Here is an 18,400-nt window from a genome sequence, read left to right as displayed (position 1 = left end):
CGTGTTCCGGCTGGAGGGCGCACCCGACGGACAGCGCGCGCTGCTGTACGTGCACGGCGGGGGCTTCTCGTCGTGCTCCAAGGCCACGCACATCAGCTTGGCCGTGGCCTTCGCGCGGCGCGGCTTCACGGTGTTCAACATGGACTACCGGCTGGCCCCGAAGCACCGCTATCCCGCCGCGCTGGACGACGTGGTGGACGCGCTGGTGTTCGTGCGCCAGCACGCGGCCTCGTACGGCGCGGACGGCAGCGCCATCACGCTGGCCGGTGAGTCCGCCGGCGCCAACCTGATCGTGTCCACCGCGCTGCTCTCTGGCTACGATGTGCCCCTCGAGGCCACGCAGCGTCTGCGCGAGGGCGCGCCCGACATCACCGCCGTGCTCGCGGGCTGCGGCGTGTTCCAGGTGAGCGACATGGGGCGCTTCTGGCGCACGGACACGCCCCCTTCGCGCTTGGCGCACGGCGTGGCGCGCTCCATGGAGGCGGCCTACTTGGGCGCCCCCGACCAGACCCCGGGTGTGCACGTGCTGGCCGACCCGGTGGTGCTGCTGGAGCAAGAGGCCCCGGCGCGCCCCCTGCCCCCACACTTCGTGTTCTGCGGCACAGGCGACTTCCTGGTGCACGACAGCCAGCGCCTGGCCGCGGCCCTCGAGGGGCACGGGGTCCCGACCCAGCTGCGCACCTACGCGGGCGAGCCACACGCGTTCCACGCGTTGCAGAAGCGCCCGGCGGCCGTGGCCTGCTGGCGTGATCATGAAGCGTTTATAGAAGCGCACGTGGGGCCAGTGCGCTGAGCACGGTGGCCCCAGCACTTGACGTCGGCCCGCACAGCCCGAGGACGGGGCCAGAATGAACACCTTCTTCACCAGCGACACGCACTTCGGCCACAAGCGCATCTGCGAGCTTGCGGGCCGGCCGTTCGCGAACGTGAAGGCGATGGACGAGGCGCTTGTGCGCAACTGGAACGCCACCGTTGGCGCAGACGACCAGGTCTTCCACCTGGGGGACTTCTCGTTCCACGGCGCCGACGCCACCCGCGCCCTGCTCGCCCGGCTGAACGGCCACGTGCGCCTCGTCACCGGCAACCACGACCGCCACATGAGCGCGCACACACTGGGCCTCTTCGAGCGCGTCGACGCGCTCACCACCGTCAAGATCGGCGAGCGTAAGGTCGTCCTCTGCCACTTCCCCATCGAGTCCTGGGACGGCATGCACAAGGGTGCCCTCCACTTCCACGGCCACTCGCACGGCAGCCTCGGGCGCCTGCTGCGCGGCCGCCTGGACGTGGGCGTGGACTGCCACGACTACCGCCCCATCGAAGCCAGCGAGGCCATCCGCATCGCGCTCAGTCGGGGCGACGCAACGCCCGTGGACCACCACGGTCGGCGCGACTGAGCAGGGCGCTGGCGGCGGGCGACGCGCGACGCCACCATGACGCGATGCCCGTGCTGACCGGAACCCTGCGCTTCTACGACGAGGGAGCCGAACCCGTGACCATCGCGCTGGACCGCGTCGCGTTTGCGTTCGTGGACACCTGGGAGCCGAGCCTGATCGTGGAGTCCATCTACGAGACCGTCATCGCGGGGCGCAAGGTGCGCTACAGCGAGTGGGAGGGAGGCCTCGGAAGCACGTGGACGTCCGGGAGAGCCATCCGCGTGGAGGGCGCCCAGCACGCCGAGCTGCTGAGCTGGGGCACCGTGGGACCGGCCCCCGGCTACGCGCTCACACCGCTGCCCGACTTCCGGGACAGCTACACGGAGAAGTGAGACGAACACGCTGGTACTGTTCGAGCGCACCTGGGGCTCAGGACGTCGTCAGCGCGTGATGCCAACCGCGTACGCGCTCGCAACCGACCCGAGCTAGACCTGCACCCAGCTTGGCCCGGGCGGCCACTTGGGGTCCGCGAAGAAGCCCGTCACCTCGGCGACCGCGACCTCGGCGTCCGCCACCTGCGACACCCAGTGTGGCCCACCGTGCCGCGTGACGCGCAGCTCCACGGCATGGCCGACACAGTACACGTTGACTGGAAGCTCTGCGCGGACCTCGCCACGCTTCGCTTCGTCGAACATTCTGGCGTCGAACACCATGAAACCAGGGCCGAAGAACGACCGCTGGCGGACGGCGAGACCCGCATCTTCGAATCGCCGTGCCAGTTCGTCCAGCAGCTGCAACCTCGGCAGGATAGCAGCATGGCCTTGGGAGCCGATAAGCCTCACGCGTCGTGTTCTACCGCGAGACCGCGCGGATGTTCGCCGTAGAAGCAACCCCCGCGCTTGACGAAGGCTCGAACCGCCCGAGGTAGACCCCGCATGAGTCGCAGTCGCATCACTGTCGCTGGTCCACACGGGTGCGAGGGGCACTCACCAGCGACGTGCGCACGTCTCATGGAAGCCGCCTCGGAGACCCGACGGCGGCTTTTCTTATGGTCGCTTGCCGAGCACGGTCGCTCTGGCGACGCCAACCCACTCGATAGTCCGCTGGGCGAGGCCGATGTCTATCGCGCAAACCACGCGACGAACACCGGTGGGGTGTAGGCGAGACCCTGGAGCGCGGCACCGAGGAAGAAGACGGCGTAGGGAGGGTCCAGCCCGTACATCGCCATGAGCGCGTCGCCACCGAGGTAACATGCGACTCCGGCGCAGAGCCCGATGACGATGACCACCAGGGTTCGCATGCCTCCATGCTCTCCGAAACGCACCCGCCGCGTGAATGCCCCGCCCCATGTCCGAGCGACTGGAACCATGACCTCGCGCGTGGTCTGCTGCGCGACATGCTGGAGCGACGTCGATGACTGGTGGGGGCCACGAGGGCAGCACTCCGGGCGCCGCGTCGGCATCCGAGAGTCGGGGTCGCGCGAAGACCCTGGCGGCGATGGGGGTCCTCGTGGCGCCGGCGCTCCTCGCCGCGGTCTTCTCGTCTGCCCAGTCGGTGCTCGCCTGGGGCGTGGCGTCCCTCCCGTTCGTTCTCCTAGCCGGCGTGTCGTTCGCCAGCCGGCACCAGGTCTGGGCGCAGATGATGGAACGGGCGCAGTCGCGACCCGGACTCGCCGTGGTCACCGCCGCCACCCTGAATGCCGAGCGGGGCCTCGAGCTCAACCTGCGCTTCTCGGGGATCGACGGTGAGGAGCGACCCTGCTCCGTACGCACCTCGTCCCCCCTCGACGGAGGCGACTATGTCGACCAGTTGGTGGGTAGCCTGGTACCCGTCCACGTCCGACCGAAGGACGTCCTCCATCGCTACTTCGTCGACTGGAACCATTGGCATCGTTGCGGTGGCATCGGCGGCTGGATCACACCGCCGCCCACGCCACACGAGGCGGCTCTGGCCGCACCCCACCCTCGAGACGACCGACGCGCGGGTGTGGCGCCACCGCGCGCCCGCGCACGTCGACTGGCGTTCGTGGTCGCGTTCGCCGGGCTCGTCGCGCTCGCTACGAAGCAGGTCGGCACTGGGCGCGTCGCGGGTGTCCATGGCGTGGCGTTGGACGCGCTGCTCATGGCGGCCCTACCGTACGTGGTCGTCGGCGTATCGTCGTTCCTACTCACCCTCGTGACAGGAAAGTTCACCCCATCTTTTCAGAAGCTCAGCGCGCTCGACATGGCTGGCGAGGCTCGCGTAGTGGCGCTCCGGCACGGCGACTTCAACGCACGTCGCTTCGTCGAGGCACGCCTGGCTTTGCGGGTCAACGACCAGGAGCTGGTCACGCAGGTATTCAACTCACTACCGCCCACCGTTCCGCTCCGAGACCTCGTCGGGCTCGACGTCCCCGTTCGATACGCGTCGAAGGACCCGCGCTGCGCACACATCGACTGGGAGGCGCTCGACGCCCGCCTCGGTCCGGACCCACCGCCCCGCCCGCCTGGAGGCGCCGACGCCCCCGACACGTCATAGTCGCGCCAGCGGGCGGGCGGGCGGATCCTCGCGACGAAATGAAAGCCCCCCTGGCGCTGCCAGAGGGGCCTTCGGGTTTCATGACCGGGTCATGATGTAGCGTCCCCAGCGGGGTTTGAACCCGCGTTACAGGCGTGAAAAGCCCGGGTCCTGGGCCACTAGACGATGGGGACGGAGGTTTTCTGCCTTAGAGGGGGAAAACCGGTGGGTCGTGAGGGGCTTGAACCCTCGACCGTCGGATTAAAAGTCCGCTGCTCTACCGACTGAGCTAACGACCCCTTCTTGAGGCGACGGGTTCCTAACAGCCGTGACGGGGGTCGTCAAGGCTTGGCGAGCGGGGACGTTAGCACCAAGCTCCCTCGCGATGCCGGTCGTGGAGCTCCCGTGTGTGTTCGCGCTGTTGTTCCTCTGGTGCTGGACGTGCGTGGAGGTGTCCGTCCGCGCCGGGCGACACCCGTACTGGGGCGCCCTCGGACTGTTCTGCAGCCCGCTGATCATGCTGGTGTTCGCGCTGCCCGCGGCCCCGGACGACGACCCGCTGCCGCCGCAGGCGACGCGCCTGTGGGCCGCCTTCTGGCTGAGCGTGGTCCAGGCCATCCTGCTCGCTGGCGTGGCGGGCTACTTGTACGCGCGCTCGTGAATCCCGTCCCGGCCGGCGCGTCTGCGGGCTATCTTGTCGCGGCCCCGCGCCAAAACGGCGCACCGACCCCCGAGGAACCCGTTGATGCGCACGCCTTCGTCTCGCCCTTCGTCCGGCTCTCTCCGCTTTCGCCGTGCGGCTGCCCGCTCGGCCCTGCTGGTCTCCCTCGGCCTCGGCAGCGTCGTGGCTCCGTCCCAGCCGGCGGACGCGCTCGTCGCCCCCAACATGGACGCGCCCGCGCCGGACGTGCGCGCCCTGACCCGCACCCTCGCCAACCGCCGGACCCCCACGCCCGAGCGCGTGGCGGCCGCCCAAGCGCTCGGCAGCGCGCAAGACGCCCAGGCCCGCCGCGGCCTCGAGCGCGCCCTACGCGACCGTGAGCCCGAGGTCCGCGCTGCCGCCGCGCGCTCACTCGGCATGGTCGGTGACGCTCGTTCGCTAGCCGCGCTGCGCCGGCTCCGGCCCGACAGCGTGGCCTACGTGCGCGCCCAGGTGGGGCACGCCGTCGCGCGTCTGACCGGCGACACCACCCCTCGCGCCCGGGTGCGCGTGGGCAACATCAGCGTGTCCGAGGGGGCGCTGCAGCCGGACCGCACCACCGAGTTCGCGCGCGCCGAGGCGACCCGCATGCTGGGCTCCCTCCCGCGCACGGAGGTCCACACCGAGGTGCCCCCGCGCCCCGACGACCACTCGCCCGACGCGGTCCTTCGCGCGGCCGACGGGGTCATCTTCCTGCGCCTCGAGGTGGCCGTCACGCACCTCAGCTACACGGTGGAGAACAACGTCGCGACCGTGCGCGCCGAGGTGCAGCTGGCGCTCACCAACGACCCCGGCCTCATGATCCGCGCCGTCGACAACACCAGCGCCAGCGTGCGCGCCAACGTCAACGTCCACAACACCGAGCGGCAGCGGCAGCAGATGCTCGAGGCCGCCCTGCGCTCGGCCATCACGGGCGCCGCGCGCAACCTCGACGGTGGCATCGAGGACGTGTTCTCCGCGCGCTGAGCCGCCGGCCCGACCGGGCGCCAGCCGGAGCGCGTCGACGCTCAGAAGGTCGCGGGAGGATCCGCCGGCTGTACGCCAGACGCGAAGCCCTCACGCTCCCACCAGCGCTGGTCCGGGTCCGGCGGCGTCCGGGCGCCGTGACGCTTGCTCAGCAGCAGCACCAGCCCGCACGCCGTGAAGATGGGCAGGCTCAGCCACTGGCCCATGGTCAGCGGTGACTCGCTCGGGTCCAGGGTCTGGTACTCCTTCCAGAACTCCACGATGAAGCGGGCCACGAAGTACAGGCCCAGCAGCGTGAAGAACATGGCCCCGGGCCGCAGGCGGCGCGCGTGGTGGCGGTTGAGCCACACGGCGAAGCCGATGAGCATGAAGCCCAGGGTGGCCTCGTAGATCTGCGTCGGGTGCCGGGGGATGGCGTCCAGCCGGTCGAAGACGATGGCCCAAGGCACGTCTGCCGGACGCCCGATGATCTCGCTGTTGATGAAGTTGCCGATGCGCACCCACGGGAACACCCACACCGCGGCCAGCATCGTGGCGTCCAGGAGTTCGAACGCGTCCAGCTTCTTCGCGCGGGCATAGGCCCACACCGCGAAGATGCAGCCCAGCCCGCCTCCGTGGCTGGCCAGGCCGCTGCGCACGTCCAGGATGGGGATGAGGTTGTCGCCAGTCGGCGCGTTCCAGAACCGGACCAGCAGCTGCGTGTCGTAGAACACGATGTGCACCGTATGGGCCCCGATGATCATGCAGAGAGGGATCCAGATGGACAGGGCGTTGGCGTGGGCTTCGCCGAAGCCCCGCTGCTGGTAGTAGCGCGGGAGCAGTGTGGCGCCCCACAGGATGCCGATCGCGAAGCAGACACCGTACCAGCGGAGCTCGAGCGCTCCGAGGTGCGCCAAGACGGGATCTGGACTCCAATGAAAAGGCATGCGGCCTGATAGCGCATCCGACCGGCATCTCCAAGCGAGGTTCCGGCGGCGTCGGTGTCGCTTGACAACCCATAAGCGATCACTTATCTGATGTGCGTGCAGACGCAAAGCACCATCGAAGACCGCGTGTTCCAAGCGCTGGCGGACCCCAGCCGCCGCGCCATCTTCGAGTCGCTCACGCACGGCGAGTCGGCGGTGAAGGACCTCACGGCGCGCTTCGCCATCTCGCAGCCAGCGGTGTCTCAGCACCTGGCCGCCCTGCGCGAGGCGGGCCTGGTCAGCGGTCGCCGCGAGGGCCGCTGCGTCTACTACCGCGTCGAGCCCGGCGGCATGGAGCCCCTGGTGAACTGGCTGAAGCAATACCGCGCGTTCTGGACGGACCGCTTGGACCGCCTCGAGGACCTGCTGACCAGGATGGATCAATGAGCCTCACCGAGAAGACCCCGCCCAACCAGACCGACACCCTCGCGTTCGAGCTCGAGCTGCGTCACCCGCCCGAGAAGGTCTGGCGCGCGCTCACCACGCCCGAGCTGCTCGCCGAGTGGCTGCTGCCCGTGGTAGGCCTGCGCCTCACGCCCGGCGCCGAGTTCACGTTCAGCGCCCCCCCGCAGCCGGGCTGGGACGGGCAGGTGAACTGCCAGCTGCTGTCCATCGATGCCCCGCGCCAGCTGAGCTACCGCTGGGTGGTCGGTGAGCTCGACACGCAGGTGACGTTCACGCTCGAGCCCACCGAAGAAGGCTCGCGCCTCTCGCTCACGCAGTCCGGCTTCGCGCCGGCGCAGAAGCAGAACTTCGGTGGCGCGCGCTACGGCTGGAAGCTGATGGGCGGCAAGCTCGTCGCGCTGCTGGACCGCGTGGCCTGAGGCCACGTCGCCCCCTACCCCACAACCCCAGGAGCCCCTCATGAACTGGAAACGCATCACGCGCACGACCCACCGCTGGGCGTCCGTCGTCTTCACGCTGGCGGTCGTCGCCAACTTCGCCGTCATGTCGCAGGGACAACCGCCCATGTGGGTCAGCATGCTGCCGCTGCCCCCCTTGTTCGTGATGTTCGTCACCGGCGCGTACCTCTTCGTGCTGCCCTACCTGAACAAGCCCAGCGCCGGCCAGCTCGCCGACTGAGCCCCGCGACGCCCTCGCGTCCCTCTCGTCTCCCCGCCCGCGAGGCGGTTCCGACGGCGACCGAAACCGGAGCGGCAACTCGAGTAGCCAGGGGGTGGCCACTGCATGATCGGTGCCTGGATCACCCCCAGGAGGGATCCCCATGGCGCACGGATCACACTTGACGCGCCGCGTCGACGACTACGCGCTGCGTCATTCGTGACGCGCCAGACCGCCACACTTGGGGTGCCAAGGTGGCCCGCGGGACACGTTTCTGAAGTGCTTAGTGAAACGTTTGCAACACAGGCCCGTCTTGACGGACGGCGGCTGCGCCCCACGAACTCGATAATCGTCAACGATTTCAAGAGAGACATCCCACAACGAGGACACCGAATAACACATGGCACGCCGATTGCTTAGGCTTCCGGGTGCCGACGCCAACCAGGAGATGCGTCATGAACCCCACCCTCTACAACCTTGCCATGGTCATCGCCGAGCGCGGAAGCGACTGGGAAAGCTGGGTCGACCAGCTTCGCCACGAAGCTGACGACGTGTGCCTGATCGTCCAGCAGCCGGGTGAGTCGGTGTCGGAGTTGGCGGCGCGCGTACGGCAGCGGGTGGCGGCCATCCAGCCGTACGAGACGCTCTCGAAGGCGGTGTTGGTCAGCGGCGGTCGGGTCGATCAAGACGCCGTAGCCGCCCGTTCACTCGCCATCCGCGCCATCGTGGCGCCCATGGTGCGCGCCGGCCAGGGCGATGTAGTGCTGGCCAGCAACACCAAGGACCGCATCAGCATGATGGGCCTGGCGTCCACCGTCGCCTCCATGATCCGCGGCACGGGCGTGGACATCCAGCCGGCCGCGCAGCGGTCGCTGGCCCGCGTCGCCTGAGCCGCTCCCACGCCGCGCGGCGTGGCCAGGCTGCACCGAGCCACCGGCCTCCGCGCGGCGTCGTCGTGTCTGACCACCGTGGTTTCCGGCTGCGGCCCTGCCCTACGTGCCGAACGCCTCGCGCACCACCGCGTGTGTGAAGCGGCGGCGCAGGTAGAACCCGCGCGGCTGGGCCCAGGTGAGCTCCCCCTCCTCGCTCACCACGATGCGTCGCACGCCGCCGTGGGCCGCCTTCGGTCGCACCTGCAGCACCGCACCCACGCGCGCGTCCAGCTCGTGGATGCCCCCCTGCGCCACCACCCGCGCGATGAGCTCCCAGTCCTCGCGCAGCTGAGCCCACTGTGCCTCGGTCGGCGACCACAAGAACGCAGCGCCCACGCGCCGGTCCCCAAAGGGTACGCCAGGCTCGGTCTCCACGGGCACGAAGAGCACCCGCCGCAGCCGCCCGTAGAGCACGCTGCGCTCGAACGGGGTGTCCGCCAGCTCGTTGAGGGGCACGGTGCACACGAAGGTGGTCTCGCGCGGCATCCCGTCGCGGCCCACGGGCAGCGTCTTGATCTCCACCCCGAGGGTCGGCAGGTCCGGCTCGCGTGAAGACCCGCCAGGCGCGCCCAGCGCCTGCTCCACCAGCTGCCCCACGCGGCCCTTGCGGTGCGTTCCGCCACCCGCCGCGCCGTCCCAGGCGGACCACCCGAGCCGCTCGGCCAGCTCACCCAGCGAGAGGCCGGCGATGGCCGTCGCGCGCGCCGTCAGCTCCGCTTCGCTTGTGGGTTCGCCCAACGCAGCTCGCACGCCTTCCTCCCGAACAGCCGCTCGAGGCTCGCCAACAGGCCGTCCGTGGGCTCCACGTGCAGCCCAGTCTCGGCCAGCTCCACCGTCCACGCGCGCGGGTTGGAGAGCGTCAGCGACACGGGGCACGGCCCCGGATGCGCCTCGAGCGTGGTGCGCAGGGCTTTCAGCTTCTGGCGTGAGAGCTCCTCGACCAAGAGCTGCACGGAGACCGACGTGGTCTTCTGCGCCAACGCGCTGGCCAGCAGCTGCACGTCGTTGAGCACCACCTTGGGCTGGTCGGGCGCGTCGTCGTCGGCCATGCGGTCGCGCTCGAACTGCACCTTGCCCGTGAGCAGCACGGGCTCGCCGGCCTTGAGGCGCTCGCGGGTGTCGCCCTGCTCCAGGATTTTGGGACGGACAATCACCTCGACGCGCCCGACGGCGTCCTCCAGCTCGAAGAACGCGATGCTGTCCCCGCGCTTGGTGCGGCGCTCGCGGTAGGCCTCGACCGACCCGCCCAGCACCAGCACCGTGTTGCCATCCACCCCGGCCAGGGTCTCCGTGTCCGCGTTGCAGAAGCGCCGCAACTCGGCCGCGTAGCGGTCCAGCGGGTGGCCGCTGACGTAGAAACCCAGGGTGGCCTTCTCGCGCTGCAGCTGGTCGCGCGAGTCCCAGTCCTCGGCTTCGGGGAAGACGCCGCCGCCGCGCGTGTAGGTCTTGGCGGTGTCCGCCTCCTCCAGCAGCCCGAACAGGCTGGTCTGCCCGCTGGCCTGCTCGGCGGCGAGCCGCTTGCCACGCTCGATGGCCTGCTCGAGGGCAGCGAAGGCGCGCGCGCGGGACACCTGCTTCACGCCGTGGATGCCATCGAACGCCCCACACTGCACCAAGGCCTCCGCGACCCCCTTGTTCACGCGCCGCAGGTCCACCCGCGCACAGAAGTCGAACAGGTCGATGAACGGGTCTTCCTTGCCGGCCGTGTCCTTGCGGCACTCGAACACGGTGTCGAGCGCGGCGCTGCCGACGCCCTTGATGGCGCCCAGGCCGAAGCGGATGCGCGGCACCTGTGGGTCGTGCACCACGCCCTTCTGGCAGAGGGGCTTGTCCTTCGGGCGCCGCACGTCGCGCCCCTCCTCGGGCGAGTACACGACCGAGAAGTCGATCTCGGACTCGTTCACGTCCGGAGGCAGCACGGTGATGCCCATGCTGCGCGCCTCGGCCACGGTGCGGACCACCTTTTCGCTCTTCTCCTTGTCGGCGCTGAGCGTGGCGCACGTGAACTCCACCGGGAAGTGCGCCTTCAGGTAGGCCGTCTGGTAGGTGATGAGCGCGTACGCGGCCGAGTGCGACTTGTTGAAGCCGTAGCCGGCGAAGTACGCCATCAGATCGAAGATGTCCCCGGCCGTCTTCTCGTCGACGCCGTTCTTCTCCGCGCCCCCCACGAAGGTGGCCTTGTGCTTGGCCATCTCCGATTCTTTCTTCTTGCCCATCGCGCGGCGCAAGAGGTCCGCGCCGCCGAGCGAGTAGCCGCCCATCACCTGGGCGATCTGCATGACCTGCTCCTGGTAGACGATGACGCCGCGGGTGTCGCGCAGGATGGGCTCGACGCTGGGGTGCGGGTACTCCACGCGCTGGCGCCCGTGCTTGCGCTCGACGAAGTCGTTGTGCATGCCCGCGCCCATGGGACCGGGACGGTAGAGGGCCACCGCCGCGACGATGTCCTCGAAGCAGTCGGGTTTGAGCTTCTTGAAGAGCTCCTGCATGCCCGTGGACTCGAGCTGGAACACGTTGGTGGTCTCGCCCGAGCACAGCAGCGCGTACGTGGCCAAGTCGTCGAGGGGGATGGCGCTCAGATCGAACGCGCCCTCTCGGTCGGGCCGTCGGTCGATCAGCCGCACGGCCTTGTCCAACACGGTGAGCGTGCGCAGCCCGAGGAAGTCGAACTTGACCAGGCCCGCCGCCTCGACGTCGTCCTTGTGGTACTGCGTGACGTACACGCCGTCGTCGGGGCAGAAGACGGGCACGTGGTCCCAGATGGGCCCCTCGGACATGACCACGCCGGCGGCGTGCATGCCGGCGTGGCGCGTGAGGTTCTCGAGCCCCTGCGCGATGTCCAGCACGTCGCGTGCGGCGGGGTCCGTGGCGTAGAGGGTCTTGAGCCCCTCCTCTTCCTGGAGCGCCTTCGGGATGGGCGTGCTCTTGCCGGCGATGGGGTCGGGGATGAGCGCGGCGATGCGCGCCGAGTCGCCCGGCGACAGGCCCTTCACGCGCCCCACGTCCTTGACCACGCTCTTGCTCTTGAGCTGGTGGAACGTGGCGATCTGACCGACCGACTGGTGGCCGTAGCGCTCGCGCACGTAGTCGATGACCCGCTCGCGCTTGTCCATGCAGAAGTCGATGTCGAAGTCCGGCATCGACACGCGCTCGGGGTTCAGGAAGCGCTCGAAGAGCAGGCCGTACGGGAGGGGGTCGAGGTCCGTGATGCGCAGGCTGTACGCCACGAGCGAGCCTGCCCCCGAGCCACGGCCCGGACCCACGGGCACATCGTTGTCCTTCGCCCAGTTGATGAAGTCCTGGACGATCAGGAAGTACCCCGGGAACCCCATCTGGTTGATGATCTTGGTCTCGACCTCGAGGCGCTCCTCGTACACCGGCCGGTCGTACGCGATGTTGCGGCGGTCGAGGTCGGCCAGGCGCGCCTCGAGGCCCCGCTTGGCGTGGTACTCCAGCAGCGACTCCTCGGTCTCGCCCTCGGGCACCGGGAAACGCGGCAGCTTCGGGTCGCTGAGCGGGCTGACCTGCCCCGCGCACATCTCGGCGATGACCAGCGTGTTGCGGGCCGCGTCGGGCACGTCACGGAACAGCTCCACCATCTGCGCCGGAGACTTCACGTACATCTCCGAGCTGTTGTGGTGCATGGCCTCCATCTCGCGCAGGCTGCGCCCGGCGCCGATGCACTGCAGCACCAGCTGCCCCGCGGCCTCGTCGCGCTCGTGATAGTGGCAGTCGTTCGTGGCCACCAAGGGGAGCCCCAGGTCGCGCGCCAGGTCGCCCAGCACGTTGTTGAGCGGGCGGTTCTCGGGGAAGCCGTGGTCCTGCAGCTCAACGTAGAAGCGCCCGGGCGCGAAGCAGTCGCGCAGCTGGGCCATGGCCTCGCGGCCCGCGGCGGGCCCCTGCATGAGCACCGACTGGGCGAGATAGCCCCCCATGCAGCCCGAGAGCCCCACCAAGCCGGCGCTGTACTTGGCCAGCAGCTCGAAGTCGATGCGCGGCTGCCCGAGCGCGGTGAGCCCCTCGACCCACCCGAGGCTGACCAGGCGCACCAGGTTCTGATAGCCCAGCTGGTTCTCGGCGAGCAGCACCAGGTGGTGCAGGCGGGGGTCGTTCGGGTCGTCGCGGTGGCCAGGGGTGATGTTCACCTCGCACCCGACGATCGGCTTCACCTTCGATCCCTGACACAGCTTGTGCATCTGGACCGTGCCGAACATGTTCCCGTGGTCGGTCAGGGCGATCGCGCCCATGCCCATTTCGGCGGTCTGCTCCAGCAGCTTGTTCAGGCGAACCGCCCCGTCCAGCATGGAAAACTCCGAGTGAACGTGCAGATGGACGAAGTCGCCAGACATGGGCTCGACCATACGCGCTCGGCGCGGCAGGATCCATGCGGACGCGTCCCCGTGGGCGCCCCTGGGCGTGCCCCATTTGCATGCCCTGCCCCGCCCGTGCTACATGCCGCGCCCCGCGAGCGCCTCGTGACCCTTCGCTGACTGGTCCCCGCGCGCCTCGACGAGCCACTTCACTCAGCCGTAGACGAACCACGCGACGCGCTCGCCCTGGTCCGCCCCCGGCGCCAACAGAGACCCGGAATCATCATGACCAAGTCGCCGCTCGCCATCGTCAAGGAGCGCTTCGGAGACAAGCAGAAGCTCGTCGACGCCCTCAAGAAGCTCGCCACGGACGATCTCTTCGTGGATCGCGTCAACGCCGAGAAGGGCCTGGACCACGTGTCCAACCGCAAGCTCATCCACCTCCACGACCTGCTGGAGCAGGTCAAGAAGGACCACGGCTCGCGCGCGGGTCTGATCAAGGCCGTGGCGGCCGCCGAGGGGCGTGGCGAGGACAGCAACTTCGTCACCAGCCTCGAGCGCTTCCCCACGCCGCGCCTGATGGACCGCCTGCGCTCGGCGCAGAAGCGCGCCAGCTGATCTGGCGCTCGTGTCGGGGGTGGCCACGCTGGATGCCGCCGCGCCGTCGAGGTTCCCAACGAACTTTTTCGGCGCTACGCTGTCATAGCTTCTGTGACGCACGCCCCTGACATGACTCACTTCCCCGGACCGGACCTCGGTGGCGGGGCGATTGGTCTGGACGAAACCGACCCCGAGCTGTTGGCGCTCCCCGCGCCTCCTCGGGGTCTTCGCATGGCCACCCTCAGCATGATGGCAGTGGTCGTCGCCGCGGCGGTGTCCCTGGCGCTCAGCCTGCGCGCGGATCTGGCCTATTTCTTCGGGCAGAACGAGGTCACGCTGCTGGGGAGCGCCACCGCACTCGACCCGGCACAGCTGGTGCCCAACACCTACGTGCAGGTGGAGGGCAGCCCCATGCTGTCGACCGCGGTGCGCTACAGGCGCGTCCTGGGCAGCGACCACTACACGCTCTACCCGCTCGCGGGGCAGCGCAACGTGTATGTGCAGGTTGCGTACGAGGACGCGGACCAGGAGCGCCTGGCCACCCGGCGTGAGTTCACAGGGCGCTTGGTGACGTTCGGTCAGCTGGGCGGGCGCTTCACCAGCGTGCGGCACTACCTCGAGACCCGCATGGATCAGCCCGTGTCGGCGGACTCCCTGGTGCTCCTCGCCGACGAGCCTCCGTCCAGCTACGCCTGGGCCCTCGCAGTGGCGGTCCTGGCCGTCCTCATCGGGTTGCTGGATTCCTGGCTGATCCTGCGTTGGTTCCGGCCGCTGCCACAGAACGAATAAGGGCACTCGGGGACAGGCGAGGCTTGACAGCGAAGGGGCGTCGAAGCTACTTTCGCGCCCTCCCTTTGCACCAGAGCAGCTATGGCAGACGAGCCTCAAAAGCCCCGTAAAGTCAAGGACTTGAAGGCCCGCCTGGGCCGGACCATCGCCCCCAGCACCGTGAACGCGGGTGGCGGCGACATCGCACCGCCGCCGAACCTCGGCGGCGTCGTGCCGCCACCGTCCACGGTGGGCGGTCTGCCCGGTCCGGTGCTCGGCCAAGCCAAGCCCAAGATCGAAGCGCCCCCGATGGTCCAGGCCCAGCAGGCAGCTGCCGCCGAGGAGGAGGAGCGCCGCAAGAAGAAGAAGGCCGACCCGTTCGCGGCGGGCGAAGCCGCGGCGGGCCCTCAGCAGGTACGCATCGTGCTCGATGGCGAGCCGGTCGCGGACGCCGAGGTCGGGCGCAAGCAGGCCGGCAAGATGGTCGCCTTTGGCGTCGTGTTCGCCATCGTGGGCGCGATCATCGGCGTCACCGTGGCTGGCGCGCGCAACAGCTCCGAGCAGCGCGAGGCTGCCATCCGTGACGCGCGGACCATCCTCGAAGCAGCACAAGAGGCGCAGTCCGCGGTGGTGCAGGCTCAGCAGCTGGTCGACCGCGCCGTCAACGCGTCCAACCCGCAGCGCACCGGTGGTGCGGCGGTGGACTACGAGGCCATCCAGGGCCTGCGCGCCATCGAGCGTCCCACGTACAACGTGGCCACCTTCGCGCAGACGCAGTTCAACCAGTTCTCGGCCGCCGCGCAGCCCATCATCCAGTACCACATGCTGCTGGAGCAGCTGTTCACCACCATCGAGCAGGTGGCGAACCACACGCTCAACGCCCGCAACCGCGCTTCGTTGGACGAGGCCGCCGCCGCGCTCTCCGGTGTGGCCACGGACTCGCTGGCGCGCCCCACCACGGGCTGCGTTCCGGGTGTCGTCGGTGGGCAGCTGGTGTGCAACATGCACTTCCTCGACTGGCCGACCACGCCCCCGACCACCCCGATGACCACCGTCCCAGTGCGCCCCTCGCGTCGCACGCCGCCCACGGACAAGACCATCTACACGGGCCAGCCGCTCACCACGACGCCCGAGAACTACGTCATCATCACCAACCCGACCACGTCGCGTGACGTGCTCGGCGCGCAGGGTGCGGAGTTCGACGACTACCGGCGCAGCCTCGCCGAGCTGCGGGCGCTGGTGAACCAGACGATCGAGGTCCAGGGACAGCTGGAGCAGGCCCTCGGGCAGATCGTGGCTCACGAGGGCTGACCGCGCCTCACCGCTCACACCTCGGTGTGACCACCCTGCTGAACGGGTCGCGCAAGCGACCCGTTTTGTGTTTGGTAGGTCGCTTCCCGTTTCGGCGGTGGCCGAGCGTGGTATCGTTCGGCCTCGTGCGCCGATATCGACTCCGCTACCAATCCACGGACCTCGAGATGCCCATCGGGGAGTTCGTGATCGGCCGCAGCGCCGACTGTCACTTGGCGCTGGACGATTCGCTCGTCTCGCGCCGCCACGCCTGCCTGATGGTGAGCGCGGACAGCGTGTTCGTGCGCGACCTGGGCAGCCGCAACGGCGTGTCCGTCAACGGCAACCTCATCACCGGGGATCACGCGCTGACGCACATGGACCGCATCACCATCGGCGGTCAGCAGATGACCTTCGTGGAGTTCAAGCCCAACGCAGGCGTTGCGCGGCCCACCACGGACATGGTGCGTTGCTCGGTGTGCGGGCACTTCGCAGACGCCAAGGCGCGCATGTGCCCCAAGTGCGGGACGGCGCTCAGCATGTCGCACGCCACCGTCGAGCTCCAGATCGACCCGAACGCCACGCTCACCACCGAGGGGCGCTCCGTTTCGGCGTTCGTGCTCATCACGAACCTCGCGCAGAAGTCGCTGCAGCTCCACAAGTTCACCGACGCGCAGCAGATGCTGCGCCCCCACATGGACGCGTTGCTCGCCAAGCTGCGCCAGGGGTCGGGCGAACACGCGAACACGGACGTGGGCGCGCTCTCCACCGCCACCCGCTTCGCGCTCCAGCTGTGCGAAGGGCTGGAGACCACCGAGTGGCTGGACTGGGTCCTAGAGGCGCATCTCGCGGCCTCGGTGCTGCTGAGCTCGGAGGACATCGAGCAGCTGCATGCTCTGGTTCGTAAGATTCGCTACAAGAACCTAAAGGCCCTGCGGGCGTACATGGAGGCGATGCGGGAGCGATCCCACGCGTTCTCCCCGGCCGAGCGCTTCCGGCTCAAGCGGCTCGAGGGGCTCGAACGGGTCATGGCGGCCTGACCAGAATGTCCCCCAGCGCACTTGGGACGGGCGAGTTCAGCTGAGTGTGATATTTTCCAGCACGGAGAACGCGCGGTGGCCCGATTCAGACTCAAATTCCTGTTGCAAGAGTTCGACCTGGTAGGGCCGGAAGTGCTGATGGGGCGGAGCCCTGAGTGCCACGTGACGCTGGAAGACCCGCTCGTGTCACGTCAGCACGCGCGCATCCTCATCGGTGGGGACACGGCACAGATCATGGACCTGGGCAGCCGCAACGGGACGCGGATCAACGGCCAGCTGATCGAGGGCGCCGCGCTCCTCCACGATGGCGACCGCGTGCGTCTGGGTACGCAAGAGCTGCTGTTCTACATGGTGGACCGCGCGCCACGGGAGGCGAAGACCACCGGCTTCATGACCATGTGCCGGGCGTGCAAGACACCCTTCCCGGACACCGCCAAGGAGTGCCCGCACTGCGGCACGCCGGCCATCGCGGAAGACGAGACCTTCAGCGGCTTCGCTGTCGAGCCCAGCCGCAGCTGGACGTACCAGCTGCTGGGCGAGGTGGTGGAGCGTGCGCTCGAGGCTGGACGCACCGAGGAGGCGGCGCGTATGTTCCGCCGTGTCGCGCGGGAGATCGAGCTGCGCATCGAGCAAGGCGATCTCCTGGAGCCGCGCCAGATCGACACGGTCGCCACCTACGCGGCGACGCTGGCGCAGTCGGACCCGGCCACCGACTGGTTCGCGTGGCTGCTGGACCTGCACGTGAACCACAACGCGGCCATCAGCGACAGCCTGGTGGAGCTGCTGCAGTCCACGGTGAACCTCCGTCGCCACGCCCACGCGCGTCGCTACCTCGAGTGGGCGCGCGAGAGCGGCCTGTCCAGTGACGCGCTGGACCGGCTGGACACGCTGGTCGGACACTGAGCCCAAGCGGCGCCCGGCGGTTGGCCACGACGGCCCGCCGGCGCCGGGCATCCAACGTCCACGACGCACCACTCACGCGTCGTCGGCGAGCTCACGAGAAGCTCGGCGCGCTCACGAGAAGCTCGGCGCGCTCACGCTCAGAGTGTCGCGGTCGCTGCTGCCGGGGACGCGCGGAAGTCGAACGTCACCGGCGCTGCGGTAGCGACCTTCTCACCCAGCGCTGCGAGCGTGCGCTGCGCGAGTGTCCCGAACGCGCTGCGTGGACGCACGTCGTACTCTTCGAGCCCCACCGAGACGGGCTCGAGGGAGCGGACGCGCACACCGGTGGCGCGGTCGCCCTCGTAGGTGAATGTCAGCTCCACGCGCGCGCTCTTCGCCACGGTGTGTCCGTGGATGCGCAGCTGCCCGTGGAGCGTGGCCTGCACCACGCGCTCGGCGCCGGTCATGCCGGCCACGCTGTCGGCGCTGAGGCCCTCCACGCGCTCGACGCGGAACTCGGCCCAGCGGTTGGCCTCACGGACGTCTTCCGGCGCGTCCGGCGAGATCTCGAACCATGTGCGCACGTGTTCGTTCTGGGTCTCGTTCCGGACCTCCTCGCCGAACGCCTCGTCTGCCGTCTCGCGCTTCTGCTGGAGCACCTCGAGCTGGAACAGGTCGATCCGAACCAGCGCGGTGCTGGCAGAGAGCTGCGCGAGGTCGAGATCCAGCTCGCCATGCACGGAGGAGGGCGCGCGCCCGTGGATGTTCTCCAGCGGCGCCTCCATGATGAAGTCCACGGCGCTCCCGTCGGTGTTCACCTGGAACGCGCTGCTGGCCGCGGGCGCGGCGGGCTGCTCGAGCGGGGCGGAGGCCGGCTCGGCAGGGGTGGAGTCGCCGCAACCCACGCCTGCGACGGCGAGCAGGGTCACGAGGGACGCGTGGATGACGCGACGCGCCCGCACGGGAACGAGGACGGGGACGGGGACGGGGACGGGGACGGAACCTTGGGACATCAG

At 69.3% G+C, this 18,400-nt stretch carries 21 protein-coding genes and 2 tRNA genes; 15 read left to right on the top strand and 8 right to left on the bottom strand.

Annotation, left to right across the window (positions count from 1 at the left end; genetic code table 11):
• The 3 genes from H6726_27995 to H6726_27985 all read left to right on the top strand — a co-directional run.
• The coding region (locus tag H6726_27995) for an alpha/beta hydrolase fold domain-containing protein (GenBank protein MCB9661520.1) at nucleotides 1-793 on the top strand (793 nt) is incomplete at its 5' end.
• Nucleotides 794-848: 55 nt separating this feature from the next.
• Nucleotides 849-1,394, top strand: coding sequence for a metallophosphoesterase (locus H6726_27990; GenBank protein ID MCB9661519.1), 546 nt, complete (start codon nucleotides 849-851; stop codon nucleotides 1,392-1,394).
• Nucleotides 1,395-1,438: 44 nt separating this feature from the next.
• Nucleotides 1,439-1,765 (top strand): hypothetical protein, encoded by a 327-nt coding sequence (locus tag H6726_27985; protein ID MCB9661518.1) that lies wholly within the window; start codon nucleotides 1,439-1,441, stop codon nucleotides 1,763-1,765.
• Nucleotides 1,766-1,858: 93 nt separating this feature from the next.
• Here the strand turns inward: H6726_27985 and H6726_27980 are convergent, their stop codons facing one another.
• Nucleotides 1,859-2,068: a hypothetical protein gene (locus H6726_27980; GenBank protein ID MCB9661517.1), complete on the bottom strand. Its 210-nt coding sequence runs from the start codon at nucleotides 2,066-2,068 to the stop codon at nucleotides 1,859-1,861.
• A gap of 425 nt (nucleotides 2,069-2,493) precedes the next feature.
• Nucleotides 2,494-2,673, bottom strand: a complete 180-nt coding sequence (locus H6726_27975) for a hypothetical protein (GenBank protein ID MCB9661516.1) — start codon at nucleotides 2,671-2,673, stop codon at nucleotides 2,494-2,496.
• 197 nt (nucleotides 2,674-2,870) lie between these two features.
• On the opposite strand from H6726_27975, the gene H6726_27970 reads away from it, so the two are divergent.
• A complete protein-coding gene (locus H6726_27970) occupies nucleotides 2,871-3,890 on the top strand; it encodes a hypothetical protein (protein MCB9661515.1) in 1,020 nt (339 codons plus the stop codon).
• A 100-nt stretch (nucleotides 3,891-3,990) separates the two neighbouring features.
• On the opposite strand, the gene H6726_27965 is transcribed toward H6726_27970, so the two are convergent.
• Nucleotides 3,991-4,063, bottom strand: a tRNA-Glu gene (locus tag H6726_27965).
• A gap of 32 nt (nucleotides 4,064-4,095) precedes the next feature.
• A tRNA-Lys gene (locus tag H6726_27960) sits at nucleotides 4,096-4,168 on the bottom strand.
• Between the two features lie 86 nt (nucleotides 4,169-4,254).
• On the opposite strand from H6726_27960, the gene H6726_27955 reads away from it, so the two are divergent.
• The gene (locus H6726_27955) at nucleotides 4,255-4,530 is read left to right on the top strand and encodes a hypothetical protein (GenBank protein ID MCB9661514.1); all 276 of its coding nucleotides are present in this window, start codon (nucleotides 4,255-4,257) and stop codon (nucleotides 4,528-4,530) included.
• A gap of 84 nt (nucleotides 4,531-4,614) precedes the next feature.
• Nucleotides 4,615-5,535 carry a HEAT repeat domain-containing protein gene (locus tag H6726_27950; protein MCB9661513.1) on the top strand — a complete coding sequence of 307 codons (921 nt, stop codon included), beginning with the start codon at nucleotides 4,615-4,617 and terminating at the stop codon, nucleotides 5,533-5,535.
• 41 nt (nucleotides 5,536-5,576) lie between these two features.
• On the opposite strand, the gene H6726_27945 is transcribed toward H6726_27950, so the two are convergent.
• On the bottom strand, nucleotides 5,577-6,431 hold the full coding sequence (locus H6726_27945; protein MCB9661512.1) for a prolipoprotein diacylglyceryl transferase: 855 nt from the start codon (nucleotides 6,429-6,431) through the stop codon (nucleotides 5,577-5,579).
• 120 nt (nucleotides 6,432-6,551) lie between these two features.
• Here H6726_27945 and H6726_27940 point away from each other — a divergent pair, with 120 nt between their 5' ends.
• From H6726_27940 to H6726_27925, 4 genes are all read left to right on the top strand, one after another.
• Complete coding sequence (locus H6726_27940) at nucleotides 6,552-6,887, top strand: winged helix-turn-helix transcriptional regulator (protein ID MCB9661511.1); 336 nt, start codon at nucleotides 6,552-6,554, stop codon at nucleotides 6,885-6,887.
• Entirely contained in the window at nucleotides 6,884-7,324 is a 441-nt protein-coding gene (locus H6726_27935) for an SRPBCC domain-containing protein (protein ID MCB9661510.1), read from the top strand. The genes H6726_27940 and H6726_27935 overlap by 4 nt, the downstream gene beginning before the upstream one ends.
• A 40-nt stretch (nucleotides 7,325-7,364) precedes the next feature.
• A complete protein-coding gene (locus H6726_27930; GenBank protein ID MCB9661509.1) occupies nucleotides 7,365-7,583 on the top strand; it encodes a hypothetical protein in 219 nt (72 codons plus the stop codon).
• 434 nt (nucleotides 7,584-8,017) lie between these two features.
• Nucleotides 8,018-8,452, top strand: coding sequence for a hypothetical protein (locus tag H6726_27925; GenBank protein MCB9661508.1), 435 nt, complete (start codon nucleotides 8,018-8,020; stop codon nucleotides 8,450-8,452).
• A 102-nt stretch (nucleotides 8,453-8,554) separates the two neighbouring features.
• On the opposite strand, the gene H6726_27920 is transcribed toward H6726_27925, so the two are convergent.
• Together H6726_27920 and dnaE are read right to left on the bottom strand one after the other, a co-directional pair.
• Nucleotides 8,555-9,232, bottom strand: coding sequence for a DNA mismatch repair protein MutH (locus H6726_27920; GenBank protein MCB9661507.1), 678 nt, complete (start codon nucleotides 9,230-9,232; stop codon nucleotides 8,555-8,557).
• Nucleotides 9,202-12,843, bottom strand: coding sequence for a DNA polymerase III subunit alpha (gene dnaE, locus H6726_27915; GenBank protein MCB9661506.1), 3,642 nt, complete (start codon nucleotides 12,841-12,843; stop codon nucleotides 9,202-9,204). The genes H6726_27920 and dnaE overlap by 31 nt, the downstream gene beginning before the upstream one ends.
• A 243-nt stretch (nucleotides 12,844-13,086) precedes the next feature.
• Between dnaE and H6726_27910 the strand changes: the two genes are divergently transcribed.
• From H6726_27910 to H6726_27890, 5 genes are all read left to right on the top strand, one after another.
• A complete protein-coding gene (locus H6726_27910; GenBank protein ID MCB9661505.1) occupies nucleotides 13,087-13,422 on the top strand; it encodes a hypothetical protein in 336 nt (111 codons plus the stop codon).
• A 111-nt stretch (nucleotides 13,423-13,533) separates the two neighbouring features.
• Nucleotides 13,534-14,193, top strand: coding sequence for a hypothetical protein (locus H6726_27905; protein ID MCB9661504.1), 660 nt, complete (start codon nucleotides 13,534-13,536; stop codon nucleotides 14,191-14,193).
• Nucleotides 14,194-14,313: 120 nt separating this feature from the next.
• Nucleotides 14,314-15,483, top strand: a complete 1,170-nt coding sequence (locus H6726_27900; protein ID MCB9661503.1) for a hypothetical protein — start codon at nucleotides 14,314-14,316, stop codon at nucleotides 15,481-15,483.
• Between the two features lie 125 nt (nucleotides 15,484-15,608).
• Nucleotides 15,609-16,502 (top strand): FHA domain-containing protein, encoded by an 894-nt coding sequence (locus H6726_27895; protein ID MCB9661502.1) that lies wholly within the window; start codon nucleotides 15,609-15,611, stop codon nucleotides 16,500-16,502.
• Between the two features lie 75 nt (nucleotides 16,503-16,577).
• Complete coding sequence (locus H6726_27890; protein ID MCB9661501.1) at nucleotides 16,578-17,405, top strand: FHA domain-containing protein; 828 nt, start codon at nucleotides 16,578-16,580, stop codon at nucleotides 17,403-17,405.
• A 137-nt stretch (nucleotides 17,406-17,542) separates the two neighbouring features.
• On the opposite strand, the gene H6726_27885 is transcribed toward H6726_27890, so the two are convergent.
• Nucleotides 17,543-18,397 (bottom strand): YceI family protein, encoded by an 855-nt coding sequence (locus tag H6726_27885; protein MCB9661500.1) that lies wholly within the window; start codon nucleotides 18,395-18,397, stop codon nucleotides 17,543-17,545.
• Nucleotides 18,398-18,400: the final 3 nt, after the last annotated feature.

The sequence above is a fragment of the Sandaracinaceae bacterium genome (assembly GCA_020633055.1).
In the GTDB taxonomy this organism is placed as follows: Bacteria; Myxococcota_A; Polyangia; order Polyangiales; family Houyiibacteriaceae; genus JADJJE01.
Note: the sequence above shows the minus strand (reverse complement) of the source record. Positions and strands in the feature narration are given on the sequence as shown.

Coding starts and splice junctions, on each gene's coding strand:
- H6726_27990 (MCB9661519.1), top strand. CDS start 849: ATGAACACCTTCTTCACCAGCGACACGCACTTCGGCCACAAGCGCATC.
- H6726_27985 (MCB9661518.1), top strand. CDS start 1,439: ATGCCCGTGCTGACCGGAACCCTGCGCTTCTACGACGAGGGAGCCGAA.
- H6726_27980 (MCB9661517.1), bottom strand. CDS start 2,068: ATGTTCGACGAAGCGAAGCGTGGCGAGGTCCGCGCAGAGCTTCCAGTC.
- H6726_27975 (MCB9661516.1), bottom strand. CDS start 2,673: ATGCGAACCCTGGTGGTCATCGTCATCGGGCTCTGCGCCGGAGTCGCA.
- H6726_27970 (MCB9661515.1), top strand. CDS start 2,871: ATGGGGGTCCTCGTGGCGCCGGCGCTCCTCGCCGCGGTCTTCTCGTCT.
- H6726_27955 (MCB9661514.1), top strand. CDS start 4,255: ATGCCGGTCGTGGAGCTCCCGTGTGTGTTCGCGCTGTTGTTCCTCTGG.
- H6726_27950 (MCB9661513.1), top strand. CDS start 4,615: ATGCGCACGCCTTCGTCTCGCCCTTCGTCCGGCTCTCTCCGCTTTCGC.
- H6726_27940 (MCB9661511.1), top strand. CDS start 6,552: ATGTGCGTGCAGACGCAAAGCACCATCGAAGACCGCGTGTTCCAAGCG.
- H6726_27935 (MCB9661510.1), top strand. CDS start 6,884: ATGAGCCTCACCGAGAAGACCCCGCCCAACCAGACCGACACCCTCGCG.
- H6726_27930 (MCB9661509.1), top strand. CDS start 7,365: ATGAACTGGAAACGCATCACGCGCACGACCCACCGCTGGGCGTCCGTC.
- H6726_27925 (MCB9661508.1), top strand. CDS start 8,018: ATGAACCCCACCCTCTACAACCTTGCCATGGTCATCGCCGAGCGCGGA.
- dnaE (MCB9661506.1), bottom strand. CDS start 12,843: ATGTCTGGCGACTTCGTCCATCTGCACGTTCACTCGGAGTTTTCCATG.
- H6726_27905 (MCB9661504.1), top strand. CDS start 13,534: ATGACTCACTTCCCCGGACCGGACCTCGGTGGCGGGGCGATTGGTCTG.
- H6726_27885 (MCB9661500.1), bottom strand. CDS start 18,397: ATGTCCCAAGGTTCCGTCCCCGTCCCCGTCCCCGTCCCCGTCCTCGTT.